Source organism: Methylobacterium sp. JK268 (assembly GCF_054052225.1).
The window spans coordinates 14983-36759 of record NZ_JBSVZN010000018.1; the positions used below are offsets into that span (position 1 = coordinate 14983).

The window sequence follows — 21777 nt, forward strand, 5'->3', positions numbered from 1 at the left end:
CTCCGCCCCCCGTCACGCCGCCCGGACGCTCGCGAGGAACGTCCCGACCTCCCGCTCGAGGCCCCCGGCGCAGAGGCCCAGCCGCTCCGCCGCCTCGCGCACCGCGTCGGCGGTCGCCCCCGTAGTGCCGGCCTCGCGCCGCACCTCGCCGATGCCGGCCGTGACCACGTGCGTGCCCTGCGCGGCGTGCTGCACGCTGCCGGCGATCTCCTGCGTCGCCGCGCCCTGCTGGTCGATGGCGGCGGCGATGCCGTCGGCGATGCCCGACATGGTCTCGATCGTGCCCGCGATCTCGCGGATCGCCCCCTCCACCCGCCCGGTGGTCTCCTGGATCTCGCGGATCCGCTGCGCGATGCCGTCGGTGGCCTTGGCGGTCTGCCCGGCCAGGTCCTTCACCTCCGCCGCCACAACCGCGAAGCCCCTTCCCGCCTCGCCGGCCCGGGCGGCCTCGATTGTCGCGTTGAGGGCGAGCAGGTTGGTCTGCCCGGCGATCGTGCCGATGAAGGCCACGATGTCGCTGATCTGGCCGGCCGCCTGCGTCAGCTGCCGCACGGCCGTCTCGCCGTGCCGCGCCTGGGCGACGGCGCTGTGGGCGATCGCCGAGGATTGCGCCACCTGGCCGGCCAGCGCGCCGATCGAGACCGACAGCTCCTCGCTCGCCGCCGCCACGGTCTGGACGTTCGACAGGGTCTGCTCGGCCGCTCCCGCCACCTCGGCGGAGCGCGCGTTCGTGGTGGCGGCGGCCTCCGTCATGGCGCGGGCGGTGCCGGTCAGGCCGCGCGCCGCCGCGCCGAGGTCCTCCGTGAGACCCACGACACGGGCCTCGAAGGCGCGGGTGGCGGCGTCGAGGCGCCCGGCCCGCTCCGCCTGCGCGGCCGCCTCCCGGGCGGCGGCCTCGTCCGCGGCCGCCTTCGCGAGGAGCGCCTCCCGGAAGACCTCCACGGAGGCCGCCATGGCGCCGACCTCGTCGCGCCGCTCCCGCGCCGGCACGGCGGCGTCGAGGTGCCCGTCCGCGAGGCGGTGCATCGCCCCGGCGAGCTCGGTCACCGGGCGGGTGATGCCGCGCCCGATCACCAGGGCGAGGACGGCGCCGGCCGCCGCCGCCAGGGCCACCCCGCAGGCGAGGAGCAGCAGGGCCCGGTGCCGCTCGGCCGCGAGATGCGCCAGCTCCTGCTCGCCGATGCCCCGCGCCGCCGCCACGAGCGCGGCCACCTGCCCGTCGATCGCCCCGAGGATGCGGTCCTGCTCGGCATTGGCCTTCGCGATGGCCGGGATGCTGGTGCGGAAGGTCTGGATCTTCGCCATCAGCGTCCGCAGGGTGCCCTGCGTGGCCTCGTCGCTGACGCCGTACAGGATGGTCTCCAGCTGCTGGATCAGCCGGCCCACGGCCGCGTCGAGGTCCGGCACGGCGGCGTTGTCGCGCCGGTCGATCAGCCGGATCTCGAGCGCCTGGGCGTCGCGGACCGCCGATCCGGCGCGCGTGCTCGCGGCGAGCAGGGTCACGCCGTAGCCGACCTGGTCCTGCTGCTCGCGCAGGGTCGTCTGGGTGGCCGTCTGGCCGTTGTTGTGCACCATCTCGATCTGGCGGAAGGCCTGCATCAGCGCGTCGAAGCGCGCGGTGGCGTCGCGCGCCGCCTCGTCCTCGGCCGGACCTTCGGTCCGCGCGGCCTCGACCGCCCGGCGGTACCCGTCGAAGGCGCTGCCGGCGGCCTGCGCGAGGTCCGGCGGGATCGCGGTCCCGAGGCGCCGGAGCAGGGCGGCGAGCGAGGAGGCCTTGGCGTCGAAGGGGCCGGGCGCGGCGTCGCTCCGGTGCGCGGACAGGCCGGCCTGCAGGGCGCGCAGCTCCAGGGCGGTGCGGATCGCGAAGGCGAGGACGACGCCGGTGCTGCCCGCCGCCTTCTGGTCCGCGAGCCCGCGCTCGAGGGCCCGGCCGGCCTGGGTCAGCCGGGTCTCCTGGGCGGCCCCGATCTCCGCGACGGTCCCCTGCAGGTCCCCGAGCAGGATTGCGTGCTGGTCCTGGAGCGCGCGGGTCTCGGCCGTCTGCCGGCGGAAGGCGGCGACGGAGCGGTCGAAGGCGTCGAGGGCGCGGCCGAACGCGGCGACGGCGTCCGGATCGTCGGGCAGCTGTCCGGCGACGGCGCGGGAGGTGGCGCCGACGCGACCGATCGCCCCGGCCAGATCCGCCCCCTCGTCAACCCGCCCGCCCCGCAGGGCGCGGTCCGTGGCGAGCGCGAGCGCCCCGACCTCTCCGGCGAGGTGCTGGGCCGCGTTGGCCACATCCGCCCGGTGCGAGACGCTCGCGAGGCTCTGCCACCCCACGCCCGCCACCGCGAGGGTCATCACCTGGATGGCGCCGAAAGCCCCGAAGACCCGCATCCGAATGGACATGTTCCGCCTCGTCTCACTCTCGGGCGGGTAGACTGGTCATGAAAACTGAAGCCTTTGCTTACGGAGGGCGTTCTCTTTGATTTTGAGGGTGCGTTCGCTTCCGTAATGCTGTAAAGTCTGCCGATTATCATGATGTCTCCGAAAGAGAAATATCGATAGTACTGATGGAGGCCGCCAAAGTCGGGAAAAGCAGCGCGACGTTGGTGGCCTACAGGAAAGGAAATCCACCGGGCAGATGGCACCGATCCCGGGTCGGCGGCCGCCGCCTCTCCGTCCGCCCGTGCGGGCTCGCGGACCCACACCTCGCTGTGAGCGCCAAGCAATTGAGAATAAACTGCTTTCTCACCTCCTCCCTCTCCAGGCGTCAAGCGCTTCATCCTCAAACGCCTGGCGTCGGGCGGAGACATGTGAAGGAGTGAGTCCGCGCGGGAGAGAGAATGCCCTGCGATTCACCAGGCGACGCAAGCATCTGCGCTCAAGACTCTGCCTGTTTGCTCATCTTCGCTTTGTGGGAATCCGCAAGCGGAACGCGGAGAGGGCGTGCGCCTCACCCCACCTCCGCCAGCCGCTTCCTCTGCACCTTCCCGTTCGGCGTGCGCGGCAGCGCCTCCACGAACACCACCGCGCGCGGGCACTTGTAGGCGGCGAGCCGCTCCCCGCACCACGCGATCAGCGCGTCCGGATCCGGCGCCGCGCCCGCCTTCGGCACCACGTAGGCGGCGATCACCCGCACGTCGTCCCGCACGGCGCGCTCGGCCACCGCCACCTCCTGCACGTCCGGGTGCAGGACCAGCGCCGCCTCGACCTCGTTGGGCGAGACCCGGTAGCCGAAGGCGTTCATCAGGTCGTCGTGGCGGCCCTCGAACCAGACGTAGCCGTCCGCGTCGAGCCGGGCGAGGTCGCCGCCCACGAACCACTCGCCGCGGAACACCGCCGCCTCCTCCTCGGGCCGGTTCCAGTAGCCGAGCATCAGCCCCGGATCGGAGCGGTGCACGGCCAGAAGCCCCGTCTCGCCGGGGGGCAGCGGCGTCGGCGGTCCCTCGACCGGCAGGATCGCCACGCGCCGCCCCGGCTGCGGCCGGCCCGGCGAGCCCGGCCGCACCGGCAGCGTCGGGCCGGTCGAGATGTAGGTCGAGACCTCGCTCATCCCCAGCGCCTCGTAGAGGGGCTTGCCCGTGGCCGCCGTCCAGGCGGCCAGGAGGCCCGGGGACAGGGCCTCCCCGGCCGTGATGCCGTGGCGCAGGCGCGACAGGTCGTGGGCGGAGAGGTCGGCGTATTTCAGGATCTGCCGGTAGAGGCTCGGCACCGCCGCGAACAGGGTCGCGCCGTGGCGGGCCATCAGCGCCGGCCACACGGCCGGGTCGCGGGGACCGGTGTAGAGCACCGTCGTCGCCCCCCGCGCCCAGGGATCCTGCATCCCGACGCCGAGCGTGTAGGTCCAGTTCATGGTGCCGGCGTGCAGCACCACGTCGGTCTCGGTGAGTCCGAGCCAGTGGTCGTGCATCGGCCGCCGGCCCCACAGGGCGCGGTGGGCGTGCAGCACGCCCTTCGGCCGGCGCGTCGTGCCCGAGGTGTAGACCAGGGTGGCCGGGTCGTCCGCCGCGGTGTCGGCATAGGCGGGGAGCGCCGGCCCGGCCCGCATCCGCGCCACGTCGGCCGGGCGCAGCACCAGGCGGCCGCCGAGCGACGCCGGATCGAGCGGGCAATCCTCCGACGCCACCACGATGGCGGCCCCGGCATCCTCCATCAGGAAGGCCGCCTCGGCGGGCGTGAGCTGGGGCGACGAGGGCTGCGCCACCAGCCCCGCCGCGAGGGCCGCGAAATACACGATCGCGTAATCCGCGTCGTTGCCCATGCGGATCATCACCCGGCTGCCCGGGGCGAGGCCGAGGCCGGTGAGGCCCGCCGCCACCGCCCGCACCGCCCGGTCGATCTCCCCGTAGCTGTGCACCCGCGCGGCGCCGCCCGCGCCCGCCAGGATCAGGGCCGGCTTGTCGGGGTGGCGCCGCGCCTGCCCGTCCAGGCAGTAGCGCGCGCCGTTGAAGCGGGCCGGAACGGGATCGGGAACGGTCACGGCGGTCTCCGCGGTACGGTTCGTCCCGCCCTCTACCGCATCCGCGCGCACGCCGTCATCCGGGGCGGCCGGACCCCGGCGCGCTCATCCTCGCCGGTCTTCGAATGACCGATGGAAAAGCCTGTCGTCACGCGCCCTCGACGCCGATGACGTGGTCGCGGCCGCCGCGCAGGCCGATGACGCCGTTGAGAACCAGCAGGGCCAGGACGAAGCCGAGGGGCCACGTCCAGCCGCCGCTCCAGCCGCGCAGCGCCGCGGCGATGACCGGCCCGGTGGCGGCGATCGGATAGCCGAAGGCCTGCACCATGCCGGACAGCTGCGCCATGTGGTGCCGGTCGGCGGTCCGCTTGGCGTAGAGGATGCCGGGGATGGCCAGGCCCGCGCCCATGCCCGATCCGAGGATGATCGCCCAGAGCGGGCCGGTCGCCGCGGGGGCGAGAAGGACGCCGAGGATCCCGACGATGCTGAGCGCGATGCTGGCGAGGATGTGGAGGCGGTGGTCGCGCCGGCGCGCGGCGAGCATCGGCCCCACGAAGCCGCCGACCGAGATCCCCACCAGGCTGAGCGCCAGATCGATGCCGGCCGTCGCGGGGGTCGCGCCCTTGTCCACGTAGATCGCCGGCAGCCAGGACAGGGCGACGTAGAAGACCAGGCAGTGGATGCCGAAGAAGGCGACGATGCTCCAGGCGGTCGGGTGCGTGACCAGCCAGTGCCAGGGCCGCGAAGGACCGCCGACGGCCACCGGCTTGCTGCCCGCGCCGAGCAGCGGAAGCAGCGCCGCGAGGGCGAGGATGGCCGGGATGGCCGCGCTTCCCAGCGCGATGGGCCAGGACTCGCCGGCCGCGTGGTAGACGGGCACGGCGAGCGCCGCCATCACGCCGCCCCCCACGCCCATCATCATGGCGTAGACGCCCATCATCACGCCGATCCGGCTGGCGGCGAAGGTCTGCCGGATGAACACGGGCGTCAGCACGTTGAGCGCGGCGACGCCGATGCTGGCGACGACCGTCCCCGCCAGGAGCCCGGACTCGCCGCAGGAGCGGATGAGGATGCCCGCCGTCAGGATGGCGATGGACAGGAACAGCGCGCGCTCCTCGCCGAACCGTCGCGCGAAGACCGCGCCGAGCGGGGCGAACACTCCCATGCAGAGCGGCGGGAACGCCGTCAGCGCGCTCACGACGAGTGGGTCCAGCTTCATGGACGGAAGCAGGGGCCCGACCCCGCCGTAGACGATGCGCAGATTGAGGCACACGAGGACGAAGGCGACGGTCGCCGCCGCGTTGCTCTGTACCCGCCGTGAGATCTCGACGCTTCCATCGGCCATGTCCGACCCTCCTGCAACACGATCCGGATGCACCCCGCCGCGTCCCGGAACCGGGCCGGCGCCCCGCCGCCAGTCCTGATCGGCTATATTATGACTGTCGGTCAGTCAACGCACATGCATGCGTCGAACACGGATCGCGCGCCGCTCCCTCACGGCCTACGGGCGGACTGCGCCTCCGCGAAGGCGTGCCGCACGACCAGGCGCGTCACCATGAGCCCGCAGCAGGCGGCGCCCTGCCAGAACAGCGGCCAGCCGACCGCCGCGGCGACGCGGGCCAGGACGACGGCGACCCGCGTCGCCACCAGCCGGCTGACGCCGGAGAGCCCCGCGTCATTCGTCGCCGGCTGGTTGTCCCGTGCCCAGCCGAGCGTGGCCGCACCGACGATCGCGACGACGCCGTTCGTCCCGGCCGCGCCGATGATCGCGCCACCGCTCGTGGCGGACGTTTCAGGAGCTTGCCTGGGAAAGCCACTGGTCGACGCCAAGCCCAAGGTTCTGACGGTGGGGCTGGACGATCCTTCGGGATGGTCGACGGCCCGATGCGTCAGCATCCTGGGCCGTTGGTCCGATGGGGCGCTTCCTGTTCCCGACGATCCCCGAACTTGCCCCGAACTTGCCCCGAACTTGCCCCGATCGGTGACCGCGGGCGGCGCGTCAGTCGAGCCCCGAGGAACCTGCAGCGCAGGGGGCAAGCCCGCCCGCGGGGCGACCGCGCGGCACGCCCGAGGCTCTCAGCCGTCCCTGGGCGGGTTCGCGCGCAGGCCCGTCCGCGGAACGCGGACCGGGGCCCGACGCAGGATCCCGCGACGCGATCGCGGTCCCCGGGGGCTGACCGGCGGCGTCACTTCCGCTTGCCGGTCCGCGTCTCCTCGACCGCCTCGGCCTTGTCCTCGTCGGTGTCCCCGCCCTGGCCGATGGTCTTGCGGGGGTTGGCCAGGAGGTCCTTCAGGATCGCGCTCAGGCGGTCGCATTCGGGACCGTACTTGTAGGCGTCGAGCACGATCGCGGCGTCGCGGAGGGTGCGCAGGTCCCGCACCGTCTGCTCGTTGGCGGGCTCGCGCAGGGCCGGCACCCGGGCGATCTCGTCGTCGAGGGGCAGCGCCAGGGCCGGGCAGCCGGCGGGCGGCGTCTCGGCCGCCGAGGCGGACGTCGCCACGGTGGACACCGCGAAGCCGGGCGCCGCCGCGAGGGCGGCCGAGAGGAGGATCGCGCGCGTCAGCATGAGGGGGTCTCGCTCCGGGCTCGTCAGAAATGTCCGAGCATCCGGTTGGCGAGGGCCACCACGTCGCTCGGAAAGTAGGGCTTGGGCACGAAGACCGAATCGGCCACGGCCTCGCCCTCCGCGAGCCTATGCCGTCCCCCCGAGGTGTAGACAACCGGCAGGTCCGGGCAGCGATGCCGCGCCGCGCGGGCGAGCGTCACGCCGTCGGTGTTGCGGGCGAGGTCGATATCCGTGAACAGCATGTCGATCTGCTCCCGCTGCAGGATGCGGCCGGCCTCCTCGGCGTCGGCGGCGGTGAGCACCCGGTAGCCCTCGTCCTCGAAGGCGGCCGCGGTCATCTCGCAGATCAGGGCCTCGTCCTCGACCACCAGGACCGTGTCCGGCGGCAGCAGGCGCGAGGGCGGGAGGACCGCGCAGGCAAGCTGGAACATGACGCAACTCCGGATCCAGGCGGCGACGAACGCCTCGATGTCGCCGAATCTGGAACGGCCCCGCCCGGACCCCGTTCACGGCACTTCCGTCGAATTGCGCAGGTTTGGTGAGCGAAGCCTTAACCCTGGCCTCCCGGCGGTGAATCCCCGGCTCCTGGGCCTCGCCCTTGCGCCCGGCGCACCCATGTGACAGGCGGTTCGCACGCCGCCCATTCCCGCAGGGTTCCGCCGCATGAGCGCCACCGCCGCCCCGTCCCTGAGCGAGTCCGTCACCGCGATCGCGGCCGGCGCGCACGTGATCGGGGTGCACTGGCTCGGCGCGCGGGCGGCCCTCGCCCTCGGCGATGGGGCGGTGCTGCTGGCGAGCCCCGACGGGGAGACGCACCGGGTCGAGGCGCATCCCGAGGCCGGCATCCTGGTGGCCGCGGGGGATGGACGGCGCCTCGTCACCGGGGGTGACGACGGGCGCATCGTGGCGATCGCGGCCGATGGCGGCACCGAGACCCTGGCGCGGGCGCGCAACGACGCCTGGATCGACGCCCTGGCGCTGCATCCCGAAGGCGCGGTCGCCTTCGCGGCGGGCAAGCGGGTGGTCGCCCGGGACGCCAAGGGCCGCGAGAAGGAGACCGAGGGTCCCTCGACGGTGCGCGGGCTCGCCTTCGCGCCCAAGGGCTACCGGCTGGCGCTGGCGCATTACAACGGCGCCACCCTCTGGTACCCGAATCTCGACGCCACCCCGGAGGCGCTGACCTGGAAGGGCTCCCACCTCGACGCGACCTGGTCGCCGGACGGTCGCTTCGTGGTCACGAGCATGCAGGAGAACGCGCTCCACGGCTGGCGCCTGCAACCCGACCGCGGCCACATGCGCATGTCGGGCTACCCGGCCAAGGTGCGCTCGGTCTCGTGGTCGGCGGACGGGCACTGGCTGGCGACCAGCGGCGCCGAGGCGGCGATCGTCTGGCCCTTCGACAGCAAGGAGGGGCCGACCGGCAAGGCCCCGCGGGAATGCGGGGTGCGCCCGGCCCGGGTCTCCCGCGTCGCCTTCCACCCCAAGGCGCCGGTCCTGGCCTGCGGCTACGAGGACGGCTGCCTGCTGCTGATCCGCTTCACCGACGCCTCCGAGCTGCTGGTGCGCCCCGCCGTGAAGGGCAGCGCCGTCACGGCGCTCGCCTGGGACCGGGGGGGCGAGCGCCTCGCCTTCGGGGCCGCGGACGGGGCGGCCGGCATCCTGTCCCTGCCGCGCTAAGGGTCGGTGGACCTCCTCTCCGCCTTCCGCCGGAAGCGGCCGGACGCCGCCGGCCGCGCGCGGGTCGCTGCCTGGGCGCGGGCGGCCGGCGGGTTCGACCCCGCGGTGACGCTGGTGGTGAACGAGATCGTCTGCGCCGATCCCGCCTGCCCGGGCACCGAGACGGTGATCCTGATCCTGGCGCCGGGCGCCCGCGCGCGGGCCGTGAAGGTCGCCAAACCCGTCGAGGCGGTCACGGAGGCGGAGGTGGCCGCGGCGCTGGCCTGACCGGCGGCTGCCGCGGCGCAGCGGTCTCGCGGCCAGGAGTGTTGCATCGCATCTACAGCGCTCCGCCGCCCGGCTCTCTAGGACGGACGGGATGCGGGCCGCTCGCGTGCCCGCCCGAGGGCTCCTCGACCATGCCGCGCGCGGCTTCCCCCTCGCCTGATCCGGCCGCCGACGCGGCGGCCCTGCTGCGCCGCATCGGCTTCATCGCCCTGGTGGTGGTGGTGCCGCTGGCCGCGCTCCTCTCGCGACGGGCGATCGTCATCCTGGTGCCGATCGGCGTGGTGATCCTGTGCCTCGCGACGGTGCTCGACGGGGCGGCGCGGCCGGCCCGCCAGGGGCTGCGGCGGGTCCTGCGCACCCGCGCCATGGCGGCGGGCGGGGTGCTCGTCGCCTGGACGGCCCTGTCGATCGTGTGGTCGCCCTTCCCGGGCACCGCGTCGGAGCGGCTCCTCAACGTGGCGATCACGGTGGGGCTGACGCTCGCGGGCTACCTCGCCCTGCCGGACCGGATGCGCGCCGCCAACGCCTACCTGCTGCCGCTGGGCGTCGGCATCGCGGCGATCGCCGCGGTGGCGCTCGGGCTGTTCAGCGGGGCGGCCCTGCGCCTGGGGCTCGACGACGATTCGACCCTGGAGCGCGGCGCCATGCTGCTGGCGCTCCTGGTCTGGCCGGCGGTCGCGTGGCTGCGCTCGCGGCGCCGCGACCTGGAGGGCCTGGCGGTGGCCGTGGCGGTGGCGCTCGCCCTGGTCCTGGCGCCGAGCCCGGTGCCGCTGCTGGCGCTGGCGGCGGGCGCGGCGGCCTTCGCGCTCGCGGCGTGGCGCCAGGAGGTCGGCGTGCGGATCACCGCGGGCGTCGCCGCGGGCCTCGTGGCGCTCGGCCCCCTGGTGCCCTTCGTGCTGCGACCGCTGGCGGCGCCGCTGCTCGGCACCCTGCACCCGCTCTCCCAAGCGCTGAAGACCTGGCAGAAGGTGGTGACGAGCGAGCCCCTGCGCCTCCTCACCGGCCACGGCTTCGAGACGGCCCTGCGCGGGCGGATGGTCGGGATGCTGCCGCCGAGCGCGCCGACCTCGCTGCTGTTCGAGATCTGGTACGAACTCGGCGTGGTCGGGGCCTTCGCGGCCGCCTTCCTGCTGTGGTCGGCGGTGGTGCGCTCGGGCCGCGACCATCCCTCCCTGACGCCGGGCGCCATGGCGACCGCCATGACGGCCTTCGCCTCCTCGTGCCTGGGCATGAGCGCCACGGTGGTGTGGTGGCTCACCAGCGTGGCGGTGGCGGTGCTGGCCTTCATCGCCATCGAGCGCGGCCAGTTCCGCACCAGCCGCCCGAAGGCGAGCGCCCTGCCGCGGGTGCGGGGCAACGGGTAGGGTCGCGTCGGACGAGGTGGGCCCGCGAGGAGCCCGGTCGGTGCCGGCCGCTCGACGCGAGAGGATCCCGTGGGCGTTCCATTCCTGCGGCCGGGGGACCGGATCCGGTTCGTCTCCCCTGCCAGCACCCCCGACAGGGACGAGGTCTCGCGTTGCGCGGCCCGGCTGAGAGCATGGGGGCTCGACGTCGATTGCGGCCGCTTCGTCTTCGAGACGCTCGGCTACCTGGCCGGGACGGATGAGGAGCGGCTGGCCGACCTCGATGCCGCGTTTCGCGACCCGGCGATCCGTGCGGTCTTCGCCACAAGGGGTGGGAAAGGGTCGTACCGGATCGCGGACCGGTTGGATTTCGAGGCCCTGCGACGCGATCCCAAACCTGTCGTCGGCTTCAGCGACATCACGCACCTGCACCTCGCCATCGCGGCGCAGACCGGCCTGCCCGGCGTGCACGGCGCTCTCCTGCCGACGGGCGGTCCGGCGAACGAGCGGGCACTGCGCGAGGTCCTCATGGGGTGCGGCGACATCGTCATCGCGGCGCGAGGCCGGGACTTGACCGCCGCGGTGACCAGGCCCGGCACGGCCCGGGGCCGCCTGCTCGGCGGCAACCTCGACGCGGTCGCGACCGCGGCGGGCTGGGCGCTTCCGTCGCTGCGAGGCGCGATCCTGCTGCTCGAAGCCGTCGACATGCCGATCGGCCAGGTCGACCGGCAGCTGACGATGCTCGCGAAGGCCGGGCACCTCTCGGGCGTCGCGGGCGTTGCGCTCGGGCAGTTCACGGGCTTTGCGCCGAGGCGCGGCGCCGACATCGTCGACCTCCTGACGCATCACCTGCACGGGTTGCAGGTGCCCGTCCTCGGTGGGCTTCCCCTTGGGCATGGCGAGGAACCGCTGAGCGTGCCGGTGGGAATCGCGGCGACGCTCGATGTCGGCGCCGGCACCCTGACGGTTCACCGCTGATCGACGGACCCCGCGGGGCTGAAGACCGCGCGGACGCCGCCCCGCCCGAACCTGGATGCGCCCCTCCGCCCGTGAGCCTCAAGCGGCGCCGCGCGGTCGGCAGATCGGAGACCGCCTCCCGTGACACCGTCCTCAACCCCACACCGGGTGGACCTCGATCCAGAACCCTGTCCGCGGGGCCGCCTCACCGGTCGGCCGTCGGCGGCTCCCGCTCAACGCCGCTCCTCGATCTGATCGAGATAGGCCCCGTAGCCCTCGGCCTCCATGTCGTCGCGATGAATGAATCTCAGCGCGGCCGAATTGATGCAGTAGCGCAGACCGCCGCGGTCCCTAGGGCCATCCGGGAAGACGTGCCCGAGATGACTGTCGCCGTGCGTCGAACGGACCTCGGTGCGGATCATCCCGTGCGTGGCATCGCGCCGTTCGGCCACGTTCGCAGGCTCGATGGGCTTAGTGAAGCTCGGCCAGCCGCACCCCGATTCGTACTTGTCGGATGAGGCGAACAGGGGCTCCCCCGACACGATGTCGACGTAGAGGCCCGGTTCCTTGTTCTCCAGATACGCTCCGGTCCCGGGCCGCTCGGTGCCGTTCTGCTGCGTCACGCGGTACTGCTCCGGGGAGAGCCGGGCGATCGCTGCGGCGTTCTTCTCGTAGGCTGGCATGTCCCGCTCGGTGCGCTGTTGGTCGAGGCCCCCATATGGGCTCCGCCGCCGGCGCGCGCGAGGGCGCGCGGCTCGGGAGGGAGCGCCGTCGCGACCGCGCGGAGAATGCCCTCGGCGAGCGCGGGCCGCCTCACCGCGGGACGACGCCGCGGACCTGAACCGGCGCGCCGCTCGCGCCACCGCCGCCGCGGTTCCCGCCGACCCTCTCGGACAAGCCCGGGTCCGCGCGCCGGGGCGCTCCCTCGAGGCCGCGGGGCCGGGCGCTCCGGGATTATGTCGATGGCAGCTGGAAAGGACGCGGCGATGGCCCGCTCCCCGATCCCTCCGCGGGGCTCGCTGTTCCGGCCGTACTTCCTCGTCCTGTTCGCCGCTGTGGCCGTCCCGCTGCCCGTTATCGCCATCGCGCGCGGCCGGTTCCGCACCAGCCGCCCGAAGGCGAGCGCCCTGCCGCGGGTGCGGGGCGAAGGGGAGAGTCCAAACCCAATCCGCTCGACCATGTTAGCGTCTGCCGGGACCCAAAGCGAAGGCACAAAAAAGCCGGCCTTGAAACTATTAATTAATCTGCACACTCTAACTCATATTGGGTCCATACAAAGATAGAAATTTAAAAAAGTAACGCCTCATGTGCGACTTAATTTCAAGATTGGTCCACAGGTGAGCTCCTTACGAGGAGCGAGCGACGCGTCCGTCATCACCATCTTCAGCGTCGCCCTTCCGGTCCTGGCCATGGGCTCAATCGGCACGTTCGAGATTGCCGAGGTGCTGAACACGAAATCCAAGCTCCAGACCATCGTCGATACGGCGGCGTTGAACGGCGCCGGCGAACTCGGCGTCGACCTCTCCACGACCACCGCCGATCGCGCCCAGGCCTTCGCCGACAGGCTCGCCGACCCACTCAGGCTGCGCTGGTCGGTGACATCTTCCGCCACGCTCGACACCGCGGCCCGGTCGGTGACCGTCCATCAGGACGCCCATCGCGGGTCCTTCTTCGGCAGCCTGCTGCCACCGGGCGGGTGGAACCTGAGCGCCACCGCCACCGGGATCCGGACCGCTGGCACTCCCTTGTGCGTGCTGGGGATTCAGAGTGGGGGAAGTCAGGTCGTCAGCCTCAGCGGGAGCGGTGTCCTCAGTGCCGCGGGATGCCTCGTTCAGAGCAACGGCGACCTCGTTGCGGCGAGCGGCACGTCCGTGAGTGCGGGTGCGGCGCGCACGGTGGGAGCGGCATCCGGGTCGATCAGCCCCGCTCCGGTCACGCAGGCCCCGTCGATCGCCGATCCGTTCGCGGCGATGAGCATCGCAGTCCCAACGCAGTGCGACGTGGCACTCACGTCGAGCACTGTTTACTTGAACCCAGGCACTCACTGCGGAGACATTTCCCTCGCTGGAAATAGCAATATAGTTCTGATGCCTGGGGAGCATTACTTCGTAGGCAGCTCGATAAAGATGGCGGGCAACTCGCAGATTTCCGGAACAGATGTCGTCATGATCCTCAAAGGTTTTACATCGATCGCGTTCCACGGAAATGCTTCCGTGACGCTTGAGGGTCGCAAGAGTGGATCGTACGCTGGGTTCGTGTTCGTAACAGATCGCTCTCTAACCGGAGTGGTCGATCTTTCCGCAACGAACGTTCGCAAGTTGCATGGAACCGTATACGTACCGAGTGCGACACTCGCCGTAAGTGGTAAAGGTAACAAGGTTTCCGACCAATCGCCATGGACTGTCGTTGTTGCCAAGCAAATTCAAGTTGATGGGTCGGCGACGCTCTACATCAACAGTAATTATGCTGGAGCGTCGGTGCCCGTACCGCAGGGTGTCGGACCGAGTACGGCATCGGGAGGGATTCGTCTGTCTCAATAGTCGCGCGACGATGCCGTCGTGCTCAGAGGTCTCGTCAGGGCGAAGATCGGGCGCCGCCGCCCGGACCCAACTGGCCGCACGATCGCGCTTGCGTGAAATGTAAATTTTAGCAACATGGTTGCGCGCGTGAAGTCTCTGACCGATCCCGCGCCGATGCTTCGGCGCGAAGTCATCAGATTATCGATATCTCAGATGGATGTTTTGCAGTTGCCAACACGATCGATCCAGACGGGACGTCCTTCAGAACTGGCTTTATGAGCCACGCGGAGGTGGATGACCCGATTGAAGGCTCGCGGGCAATCATGGTGGCTGGGGTGCCCTGGTGAGCCTTGCCTTTCCTCAGCAACCTGATTTCCTCCGTCTGGATCTGCTGCTGCCCCTGGCGCGCAAGCCGTCTCACGAACGGGGCTAAGGTCCATCTGGACTCGGCTCGGGATGCACCCGAGCTCGGGTCCCATGACGACGGGAGCGGACGTCGTTCAGCGTGAAGCCTCAGACCTGCTCTCGACTTCGATCCTGCAGCATTCTCCGACGAGTCCGCGCCTTCGTCGTCGACGAAGGCTCTCGCTGTCCTGGAGGTGGCACCGGGCGCCGGAGCGCGCTCACCTCGCTTCCATGCACGCCGGGCGCGCCTTCGAGGATTCGGTGGGTTGGCGCCACTCTCCCCTCCGGGCCATCATCGCCGCACGATCGACGCTCTCGGACCATTCCGGGCCCGCGCGCCGCGGCGCACCCTCGAGGGCGCATGGCCGGGCGCTCCGGGACTGTGTCGATGGGGGCTGGAAAGGACGCGGCGGTGGCCCGCTTCCCGATCCCTCAGCGTCGTGCGCCCGGCGGGATCCCGCGTCGCGGTCATGACGGTCCCGATGATCCGGGCGACCTTCAGCCACCGGGTCTCGGCCGCGCGCAGGATCGACGCGTCGATGTCGTGCCGCTCGGCCCGCACGACGATGGCGGGCTGCTCCACGGTGGCGCTCCCATCCCGGCTCAGCCCGCCTGCGCCTCGATCCGCGCCATGTCGGCATCCGACAGGCCGACATGGTGGCCGATCTCGTGGACGAGCACGTGGGTGACGAGGGCGCCGAGCGTCTCGTCGTGGTCGGCCCAGTAGTCGAGGAGCGGGCGGCGGTAGAGCCAGACCATGTTGGGGAACTGCCCCGTGGCGAGGGCCGCCGCGCCCCCGCCCTGCGCGAGGCCGGTGCCGCGGAACAGGCCGAGCAGGTCGAACTCGCTCTCGCAGCCCATCTCGTCGAGGGTCTCGTCGTCCGGGAAGTCCTCGACCCGGATCACCACGCCCTCGCAGAGCCGCCGAAAGCCCTCCGGCAGCCGCGCGAAGGCCGCCTCCGCCAGGGTCTCGATGGCGGCGAGGTCGGGCGCCCGCGCGGTGCTCCAGTCCGTCATCCCCAGAGCCTCAGCTGAACGCCGAGCCACCACGCCATCGCGACGCATGCGAGCGCCCCGAGGCCGCGGCCGATCCGCCGGCCCCAGACCTCCATCGGGTCGCTCTCCCCGTCATGTCCCGCCGGGCTCATCGGGCGAGCGTGGGCGCGACCCGCTCGGCGAGGAAGCCCGCGAGGTCGTTGGTGATGTGGTCGATGTGCGGGGCGCGCACGGCCTCCTGCTCGAACGGGTCGCGGAACGGGTCGACGGTGCGGGGCACCACCAGCACCGTCGCCATGCCGAGGTCGTGGGGCACCACGAGGTTCTTGGCGATGTCCTCGAACAGGGCCGAGCGGGCCGGATCGACCCCGTGCCGGTCGAGGAAGGTCTCGTAGGCGGAGCGCTCGGGCTTGGGCACGAAGCCCGCCGCCGCGATGTCGAACACGTCCTCGAAATGGTCGAGGATGCCGAGCTTGGCCGCCACGTTCTCCGCGTGGCGCCGCGAGCCGTTGGTGAGGATCAGCTTGCGGCCCGGCAGCGCCTCGATCGCCCGGCCCAGCGCGGGGTTGAGCGCGATGCCCGAATGGTCGATGTCGTGGGCGAAGTCGAGGAAGTCGTAGGGGTCGACCTCCCACTCGTCCATCAGCGCCCGCAGGGTCGTGCCGTAGCGGTGGTAGAAGTACTTCTGCAGGGCGCGCGCCGAGAGCCCGTCGATCCCGAACAGGTTCATCACGTAGAGGGTGATGCGCTCGTCGATCTGCGGCCAGACGCGGGCGTCGTGCGGGTAGAGCGTGTTGTCGAGGTCGAACACCCAGGTGTCGACCCCCCCGAAGCCGCGGGCGTTCGGGGCGGTGAGGTGGCTCTCGCTCGGAAGGAACACCGTCTGGTCCATTCGACGCGAAGGGGGCCCCACGGCCCCCGGGCATCCAAGATAAGCGTCCCCGCCCGGAAAGGAAGCGGGGAAACGCGTCAGACCGCGCTGCGGCGGATCAGCGTGCCGGCGCCGTAATCGGTGAACAGCTCCAGCAGCACCGAGTGCGGGACCTTGCCGTCCAGGATGACCACCGCCTCGACGCCCTGCTCGATCGCGTAGATGCAGGTCTCGATCTTGGGGATCATGCCGCCCGTGATGGTGCCGTCGGCGATCAGGCGGCGGCAATCCTCGACGGAAAGTTCCGGGATCAGCTTCTTGTCCTTGTCGAGCACGCCCGGCACGTCGGTGAGGAGCAGCAGGCGCTTGGCGCGCATCGCGCCCGCGATCGCCCCCGCGAAGGTGTCGGCGTTCACGTTGTAGGTCTGGCCGTCGGAGCCCACCGCCACGGGGGCCAGCACCGGGATCAGCTCGGCCTTCAGCACCGCGTCGAGCACCGCCCGGTTGACCCGCTCCGGCTCGCCGACGAGGCCGAGATCCACGTGGCGCTCGATGTGCGAATCGGGATCGACCACGGTGCGGGTGGCCCGGCGGGCCTGCACCATGTTGCCGTCCTTGCCGCACAGGCCGATCGCCTTGCCGCCCTCGGCCGAGATCCAGCCGACGATCTGCTTGTTGATCGAGCCGGCCAGGACCATCTCGACCACCTCGACGGTGGCCTCGTCGGTGACGCGCAGGCCCTCGCGGAACTCCGACTTGATGCCGAGCCGGTCGAGCATGCGGCCGATCTGCGGCCCGCCGCCGTGGACGATGACCGGCTTGAGGCCGGACTGCTCCAGCAGGACGACGTCCTCGGCGAAGTCCTCCGCGGCCGCCCGGTCGCCCATGGCGTGGCCGCCGTACTTGATGACGACGATCTCCTCGTCGTAGCGCTGCATGTGGGGCAGCGCCTGCACCAGCACCTCGGCGCGCACGTGAACGTTGGGCAGCGCGTCCTCTTTCTGGCTCATCGTGACGACGTCCCTCTCGATCGGCCCCGTCCGCTCGGGGGCGGCGGGTTCTAGCGCAGGATGCCGGGGGCCGGAAGCCGCGGCGCCCGCATCCAGGCCGCTGCCCGGCGCGGAAGGCCGCGTGTAGGGACGGCTCTGCGACGGGATGATGACGGGACAGGGCTGTGGCGGCAGCCCGTCCGGTCGGTGACGCCCGTTCAAGGCCGCGGGCCGGTGGGTTCCGCTCGTTCGGCACGGAACGGCGCACGATTCGGGGTTTCAAGGCCATGCTGTTGCTGCGCAAGATCTTCGGGGCGCTCGGAGCGTGGACCGTGCTGAAGCAGAGCCACCTGCTCGCCATCTGCTTGGGGCTTCCGGTCGCGAATCATGCGTCAGCGCGGGGCGGGCATCCCCTGCTGCTCCCGCCGCGCCGGTGCGGGTCTGTTTGGGAGACGCCGCTCAGGCGGTGTGTTGCTCGATCGCGTCGATGCGGTCGGGATAAAAGGCGAGGCGGCTCTCGATCTCGGCCACGGCGCCGTAGGGCGCCTCGTAAGTCCAGACCGCATCAACCGACCTCTCGCCGCCGGCAGGGATGCTGAAGGAGGATGCCTCGCCCTTATACGGGCAGTCGGTCGTCGTCTCGGAGCGGGCCAGCGCTGCCATATCCACGTCTTTGCGCGGAATATACGGCACGGGCGGATAGCTCGCCTCGCGCAGGGTGAGAGCCTCTGTGGTGTCCGCGATCACACGTCCGCCCACGATGACCACCACGCGGCCGTCGTTCGGCTCGAGGGTGATCGGGTGATCGGGTCCGGGACTCTTGATGGGGCGCTCGGTCATGATGATCTCCTGGTTCGGACTGCTTCAGAGCTTGGAGCCGCCGTCGACCCGCAGCGTGTCACCCGTCACCCAGCGGGCGGCGTCGGAGGCGAGAAAGGCGATGGCACCGGCGATGTCGTCGGGCCGGGCCACGCGCTTGAGCGCCTGCATGCCGAGAGTGAACTCACGGCCGGCGTCGGTCTTGGCAAAGCTCGACATGTCGGTCTCCACCACGCCCGGAGCGACGGCGTTCACCCGCACGCCCCGGGCGCCCAAGTCCAAGGCGAGGTGCCTGATCAAGGTATCGATCGCACCCTTGGTCGCCGCATAGGCCGACAGGTTCGCCACTGCGGCGTGTGCCGCCAGCGAAGACGTGAAAACGACGCTGGAGCCCTCCCTCAGGATCGGCAGCAGCTGCTGGACAAGGAAGAACGGGGCGCGGACATTGACGGCGAACAGTGCGTCGAAGTCCTCGAGCGTTGTCTCCGCGATCGTGGCAGCCTTGGAGATGCCGGCGTTGGCGACCAGGATATCGAGGCGGTCGCCGACGACGTCTCGCACCTTGGCGGCGAGCTTATGCGCGCCCAGGGGATCGGAAAGGTCGGCTCCCACGGCTTCCGCCCGACCGCCCGCAGCCTTGATCTGATCGACGACGGACCGCGCTTCTGCGGCGTTGCGACCGTAATGGACGATCACTTGTGCGCCCATCTTGGCGAGCGCCAAGGCGGCGGAACGACCGATGCCGCGCGAAGCACCGGTGACGAGTGCCGTCTTTCCGTTGCACGGTGTCATGACGAGCTTCCTTTCGACGGATCAAGTGATGTCGATCGGGTGCGCCGGGGCGCATCCGACTGACCCCGAGGCATCAAGCCCCGTCACGCGTCCAGGAACAGGGCCGCGTGGGCCAGGAATAGCTCCGGATACTGGTAAAATGGCGCGTGGCTGGAATCCGGGTAGATGATGAGCTGAGCATTCGGCAGTTTTTGCTGCAGTGTGAAGCCGTTGATCGTGGGGATGATCAGGTCGTTGCTGCCATCAACCACGAGCACCGGATGATGAATGTGGGCCAGGTAGTCCCACACGCCGTCGGTCTTCTGGTTCGAGGTGACGATCGCCGCATACTGCGCGGCGGCGGACGCCTCACTGACTTCCGGGACGCGGTCCTGACGACGGAACTTGCGTTCGAGGTATTTCAATCCGGCTGCGCGGCCCGCCGCATTGGGCAGGAAATGCGCCGCGATCCAGAGGTGCTCGGGAGGGTCGTAGGTGGCCGAGAAGATCTCCGCGGACTTGCTGGCGGCGGTGTCGCCGCCGCGCGGCCCGGTGCCCACCAGGATCAGTTTGCGCACGAGATCGGGCGCCTGCACGACGATCTCCTGCGCGACCTTGCCGCCGACCGAATATCCGAGGATGTCGGTCTTGCTGATCCCGAGCGCCTCGATGAAGGCGATGGCGTCCGAGGCCATGGCCGGAATGCTCGCAGGGGTTTCCCCTGAACTGGCGCCGATGCCTGCGTTGTCGAACAGAATGACTTCACGATCGCGAGCCAACCCATCGGTGATGGCCGGATCCCAATGATCCATCGTGCCGCGATAGTGAATGTTCATGACAATCGGGACACCGCCAGTTCTGCCGAACCGCCGATAAGCGAAGCGAATGCCGTTGGCCTCGGCGAATTGGGTCGGGGCTGTGTCGTGTGTGAAGATGGTCATGGCGAAATTCCTTGATGCGGGTGATGTTCAGACGGCCGTGCGGCCGCCGTTCACGCTGAGGGTGTGGCCGGTGACGAACGAGGACTTGTCAGAAGTCAGGAACAAGATCGCGTCGGCGAGTTCTTCGGGCTTGGCCGCCCTGCGCAGCGGGATTGAGCCGAGCAATCCCGCCTTGCGGTCCTGCGAGCCGGTGAAGCGATCGAGCATTCCGGTCTTGACCGGCCCGGACGCGACCGCGTTGACGCGGACGCCGAACGCGGCGGCCTCGAGAGCGCCGGATTTGGTCAAGCCTTCGACGGCATGTTTGCTGGCGACGTAAAGCGACGCGTTCGCAGCGCCGCGGCTGCCCATGGTCGAAGAGACGTTGACGACGCTGCCGAAGCCTTGGGATTGCATGGCGCGCAATTCGTGCTTCATGCAGAGCAGCACGCCGAGCACGTTGGTATCGAACGTTGCGGCGTAAGCCTCCGGCGTCTGGTCGACGACCGGGCCGGCGCTGCCTTCCGTGCCGGCGTTGTTGACCGCCGCGTCGATGCGGCCGAAGCGGGCGACGGCTCCCTCGATCAAAGCCCGGACCTCCGCCTCGTCGCGGACGTCCGCCCGGATGAATTCAGACTGCGCGCCGAGGGCACGAAGTTCGGTCTGCAAGGCCGCGCCGGTCTGGGTGTTTCGGCCGGAGACAACGACGCTGTAGCCCTCGCGCGCGGCGGCGAGCGCGGTCGCGCGACCAATGCCTGCCAAGGCACCTGTGATCAGGATGACCCGGTTGTCCATTCTCAGCTCCTTGGCGAAATATAAATCGCATAGATACTTGCGAAGACTCGTATCCGGCGCCTGTGCGTGCCGTTTCAACGCGTCTCACGGGAGATCAAGATAGGTCTTGCTTGCGCCCGTGAGAAAGACTTTGTAGGGTCGCGAGCCATATCGAGGAGGCATGGCTCGGCATGGAGCTCCGGCATCTCCGCTACTTCATCGCCGTGGCCGAGGAGGGAAGCGTCACGCTCGCCGCCGAGAGGCGGCTGCACACCGCTCAGCCTTCTCTCAGCCGCCAGCTCCGGGATCTGGAAAGCGAAGTCGGCACGCCGCTTCTCACGCGCGGCGCGCGTGGCGTTGACCTCACGGAGGCCGGGCGCGCCTTCCTTGTCCACGCGCGCCTGGCGGTCGGCGAGGCTTCCGAAGCGGTCAAAGCCGCCCGTCGCGCGGCTCGCCCATCGAAGGCGGTTTTCTCCGTGGGTTTCCTGACGGGGCAAGAGGTCGACTGGCTTCCCCACGTCACACGCATCTTGAGAGCTGATCTCCCAAAGATAGAATTCAAGGTGACAAGCCTGTACTCGCCAGATCTCGCTGACGCGCTCCAGAACGGCGAGCTTGATCTTGGCTTTCTTCGCGTCGAGCCAAGGCAAGATGTGATCTATCAAGTGATCGCGAAGGAGCCAATCGTCGTGATCCTGCCAAGTGATCACCGATTGGCTGAAGAAAGCGAGATCGATCCGAAAGCGCTCGGTGGCGAGGTGCTGGTGGGTTTCTCCGACATCGCGAGCGTGCTGCGAAGCGTGGTCGAGGATTATCTGCGGGAGCAGGGCGTGGACCTCACGCCCAGCCACCGTATCGAGAACTTCGCCACGGGCTTGTCGCTGGTCGCTTCGATACGCGGAGTCGCGCTTTTGCCGGCTTATGTCGAGGCACTCCTGCCCTGGTCGGTTGTGAGCCGGCCGCTCAAGGGAACGCCACCGACCATCGATTTGGCCGTTGGTTACCGGTCGGACAATTCTTCACCCGTATTGAAGACCTTTCTTGCTGGGCTTGACCAGCTTATCGCTGCAGGGCCGGCCGGAACACGTCAGACCCGGTGACACGTGGCTCCGATTGGGGTGCATTCACAGCAAACCGATAGTGCCGGTTCCCACTCGCATGCCCATCCGGGACGCTCGCGTGAGCCCCGAATGGGGCCCGCCGCCTGCACTGCGTCCGCGAGCTAGAGCATTTTCCGACGAAGTGGATACCGGTTTGTCGCAGGAAATCCGTAAAAATCAAGGATATAGAGCGATGTCCGGGCGCAAATTGATCGAATACTGCTCTAGAATGTCAGTAAAGCCACCCCTGCCGGACAGATCTCAATGCCGTCGATCACCGACGCACTTGACGCGAGAGTCCGACTGGACGTCCTTGATCGTGGCGGTGAGGGTGGCCGCAGCACCGATCACATGAAGCGTC

General features: G+C 70.3%; 21 protein-coding genes. 6 read left to right on the forward strand and 15 right to left on the reverse strand.

The window, feature by feature from the left end:
• Nucleotides 1-12: 12 nt before the first annotated feature.
• From ACW9J6_RS19510 to ACW9J6_RS19535, 6 genes are all read right to left on the reverse strand, one after another.
• On the reverse strand, nt 13-2388 hold the full coding sequence (locus tag ACW9J6_RS19510; RefSeq protein ID WP_457118167.1) for a methyl-accepting chemotaxis protein: 2376 nt from the start codon (nt 2386-2388) through the stop codon (nt 13-15).
• 547 nt (nt 2389-2935) lie between these two features.
• Complete coding sequence (locus ACW9J6_RS19515) at nt 2936-4462, reverse strand: class I adenylate-forming enzyme family protein (protein ID WP_457118168.1); 1527 nt, start codon at nt 4460-4462, stop codon at nt 2936-2938.
• A 127-nt stretch (nt 4463-4589) separates the two neighbouring features.
• Entirely contained in the window at nt 4590-5786 is a 1197-nt protein-coding gene (locus ACW9J6_RS19520; protein ID WP_457118169.1) for an MFS transporter, read from the reverse strand.
• A gap of 149 nt (nt 5787-5935) precedes the next feature.
• Complete coding sequence (locus ACW9J6_RS19525; protein ID WP_457118170.1) at nt 5936-6271, reverse strand: hypothetical protein; 336 nt, start codon at nt 6269-6271, stop codon at nt 5936-5938.
• A 356-nt stretch (nt 6272-6627) separates the two neighbouring features.
• Nucleotides 6628-7008, reverse strand: coding sequence for a photosystem reaction center subunit H (locus tag ACW9J6_RS19530; protein ID WP_457118171.1), 381 nt, complete (start codon nt 7006-7008; stop codon nt 6628-6630).
• A gap of 23 nt (nt 7009-7031) precedes the next feature.
• A complete protein-coding gene (locus ACW9J6_RS19535) occupies nt 7032-7439 on the reverse strand; it encodes a response regulator (RefSeq protein ID WP_457118172.1) in 408 nt (135 codons plus the stop codon).
• Between the two features lie 232 nt (nt 7440-7671).
• Between ACW9J6_RS19535 and ACW9J6_RS19540 the strand changes: the two genes are divergently transcribed.
• From ACW9J6_RS19540 to ACW9J6_RS19555, 4 genes are all read left to right on the forward strand, one after another.
• Entirely contained in the window at nt 7672-8685 is a 1014-nt protein-coding gene (locus tag ACW9J6_RS19540; RefSeq protein WP_457118173.1) for a WD40 repeat domain-containing protein, read from the forward strand.
• 6 nt (nt 8686-8691) lie between these two features.
• On the forward strand, nt 8692-8952 hold the full coding sequence (locus ACW9J6_RS19545; protein WP_457118174.1) for a hypothetical protein: 261 nt from the start codon (nt 8692-8694) through the stop codon (nt 8950-8952).
• Between the two features lie 131 nt (nt 8953-9083).
• A complete protein-coding gene (locus tag ACW9J6_RS19550; RefSeq protein WP_457118175.1) occupies nt 9084-10316 on the forward strand; it encodes a peptide ABC transporter permease in 1233 nt (410 codons plus the stop codon).
• Between the two features lie 69 nt (nt 10317-10385).
• The gene (locus ACW9J6_RS19555; RefSeq protein WP_457118176.1) at nt 10386-11273 is read left to right on the forward strand and encodes a S66 peptidase family protein; all 888 of its coding nucleotides are present in this window, start codon (nt 10386-10388) and stop codon (nt 11271-11273) included.
• Nucleotides 11274-11485: 212 nt separating this feature from the next.
• Here the strand turns inward: ACW9J6_RS19555 and msrB are convergent, their stop codons facing one another.
• Entirely contained in the window at nt 11486-11935 is a 450-nt protein-coding gene (gene msrB, locus ACW9J6_RS19560) for a peptide-methionine (R)-S-oxide reductase MsrB (RefSeq protein WP_457118177.1), read from the reverse strand.
• Nucleotides 11936-12589: 654 nt separating this feature from the next.
• Between msrB and ACW9J6_RS19565 the strand changes: the two genes are divergently transcribed.
• Nucleotides 12590-13792: a TadE/TadG family type IV pilus assembly protein gene (locus ACW9J6_RS19565; RefSeq protein WP_457118178.1), complete on the forward strand. Its 1203-nt coding sequence runs from the start codon at nt 12590-12592 to the stop codon at nt 13790-13792.
• A 676-nt stretch (nt 13793-14468) separates the two neighbouring features.
• Here ACW9J6_RS19565 and ACW9J6_RS19570 read toward each other — a convergent pair.
• From ACW9J6_RS19570 to ACW9J6_RS19605, 8 genes are all read right to left on the reverse strand, one after another.
• Nucleotides 14469-14759, reverse strand: coding sequence for a hypothetical protein (locus ACW9J6_RS19570; protein ID WP_457118179.1), 291 nt, complete (start codon nt 14757-14759; stop codon nt 14469-14471).
• 20 nt (nt 14760-14779) lie between these two features.
• Nucleotides 14780-15193: a metallopeptidase family protein gene (locus ACW9J6_RS19575; RefSeq protein ID WP_457118180.1), complete on the reverse strand. Its 414-nt coding sequence runs from the start codon at nt 15191-15193 to the stop codon at nt 14780-14782.
• A gap of 127 nt (nt 15194-15320) precedes the next feature.
• The gene (locus ACW9J6_RS19580) at nt 15321-16052 is read right to left on the reverse strand and encodes a pyrimidine 5'-nucleotidase (protein WP_457118181.1); all 732 of its coding nucleotides are present in this window, start codon (nt 16050-16052) and stop codon (nt 15321-15323) included.
• 89 nt (nt 16053-16141) lie between these two features.
• Nucleotides 16142-17053, reverse strand: a complete 912-nt coding sequence (gene argB / locus ACW9J6_RS19585; RefSeq protein ID WP_457118182.1) for an acetylglutamate kinase — start codon at nt 17051-17053, stop codon at nt 16142-16144.
• Nucleotides 17054-17491: 438 nt separating this feature from the next.
• Nucleotides 17492-17872, reverse strand: a complete 381-nt coding sequence (locus ACW9J6_RS19590; protein ID WP_457118183.1) for a DUF427 domain-containing protein — start codon at nt 17870-17872, stop codon at nt 17492-17494.
• 24 nt (nt 17873-17896) lie between these two features.
• Nucleotides 17897-18643 carry an SDR family NAD(P)-dependent oxidoreductase gene (locus tag ACW9J6_RS19595; protein WP_457118184.1) on the reverse strand — a complete coding sequence of 249 codons (747 nt, stop codon included), beginning with the start codon at nt 18641-18643 and terminating at the stop codon, nt 17897-17899.
• A gap of 83 nt (nt 18644-18726) precedes the next feature.
• Nucleotides 18727-19563 carry an alpha/beta fold hydrolase gene (locus tag ACW9J6_RS19600; protein WP_457118185.1) on the reverse strand — a complete coding sequence of 279 codons (837 nt, stop codon included), beginning with the start codon at nt 19561-19563 and terminating at the stop codon, nt 18727-18729.
• Nucleotides 19564-19590: 27 nt separating this feature from the next.
• Nucleotides 19591-20337 (reverse strand): SDR family NAD(P)-dependent oxidoreductase, encoded by a 747-nt coding sequence (locus ACW9J6_RS19605; protein ID WP_457118186.1) that lies wholly within the window; start codon nt 20335-20337, stop codon nt 19591-19593.
• Between the two features lie 170 nt (nt 20338-20507).
• Here ACW9J6_RS19605 and ACW9J6_RS19610 point away from each other — a divergent pair, with 170 nt between their 5' ends.
• Nucleotides 20508-21416, forward strand: coding sequence for a LysR substrate-binding domain-containing protein (locus ACW9J6_RS19610; RefSeq protein ID WP_457118187.1), 909 nt, complete (start codon nt 20508-20510; stop codon nt 21414-21416).
• The last annotated feature ends 361 nt before the right edge of the window (nt 21417-21777 follow it).

Bases quoted from the DNA above. Each gene is read 5' to 3' on its own strand.
- ACW9J6_RS19530 (WP_457118171.1), bottom strand. From the start codon at position 7,008: ATGCTGACGCGCGCGATCCTCCTCTCGGCCGCCCTCGCGGCGGCGCCC.
- ACW9J6_RS19535 (WP_457118172.1), bottom strand. From the start codon at position 7,439: ATGTTCCAGCTTGCCTGCGCGGTCCTCCCGCCCTCGCGCCTGCTGCCG.
- msrB (WP_457118177.1), bottom strand. From the start codon at position 11,935: ATGCCAGCCTACGAGAAGAACGCCGCAGCGATCGCCCGGCTCTCCCCG.
- ACW9J6_RS19510 (WP_457118167.1), bottom strand. From the start codon at position 2,388: ATGTCCATTCGGATGCGGGTCTTCGGGGCTTTCGGCGCCATCCAGGTG.
- ACW9J6_RS19610 (WP_457118187.1), top strand. From the start codon at position 20,508: ATGGAGCTCCGGCATCTCCGCTACTTCATCGCCGTGGCCGAGGAGGGA.
- ACW9J6_RS19595 (WP_457118184.1), bottom strand. From the start codon at position 18,643: ATGACACCGTGCAACGGAAAGACGGCACTCGTCACCGGTGCTTCGCGC.
- argB (WP_457118182.1), bottom strand. From the start codon at position 17,053: ATGAGCCAGAAAGAGGACGCGCTGCCCAACGTTCACGTGCGCGCCGAG.
- ACW9J6_RS19550 (WP_457118175.1), top strand. From the start codon at position 9,084: ATGCCGCGCGCGGCTTCCCCCTCGCCTGATCCGGCCGCCGACGCGGCG.
- ACW9J6_RS19575 (WP_457118180.1), bottom strand. From the start codon at position 15,193: ATGACGGACTGGAGCACCGCGCGGGCGCCCGACCTCGCCGCCATCGAG.
- ACW9J6_RS19540 (WP_457118173.1), top strand. From the start codon at position 7,672: ATGAGCGCCACCGCCGCCCCGTCCCTGAGCGAGTCCGTCACCGCGATC.
- ACW9J6_RS19600 (WP_457118185.1), bottom strand. From the start codon at position 19,563: ATGACCATCTTCACACACGACACAGCCCCGACCCAATTCGCCGAGGCC.
- ACW9J6_RS19605 (WP_457118186.1), bottom strand. From the start codon at position 20,337: ATGGACAACCGGGTCATCCTGATCACAGGTGCCTTGGCAGGCATTGGT.
- ACW9J6_RS19590 (WP_457118183.1), bottom strand. From the start codon at position 17,872: ATGACCGAGCGCCCCATCAAGAGTCCCGGACCCGATCACCCGATCACC.
- ACW9J6_RS19520 (WP_457118169.1), bottom strand. From the start codon at position 5,786: ATGGCCGATGGAAGCGTCGAGATCTCACGGCGGGTACAGAGCAACGCG.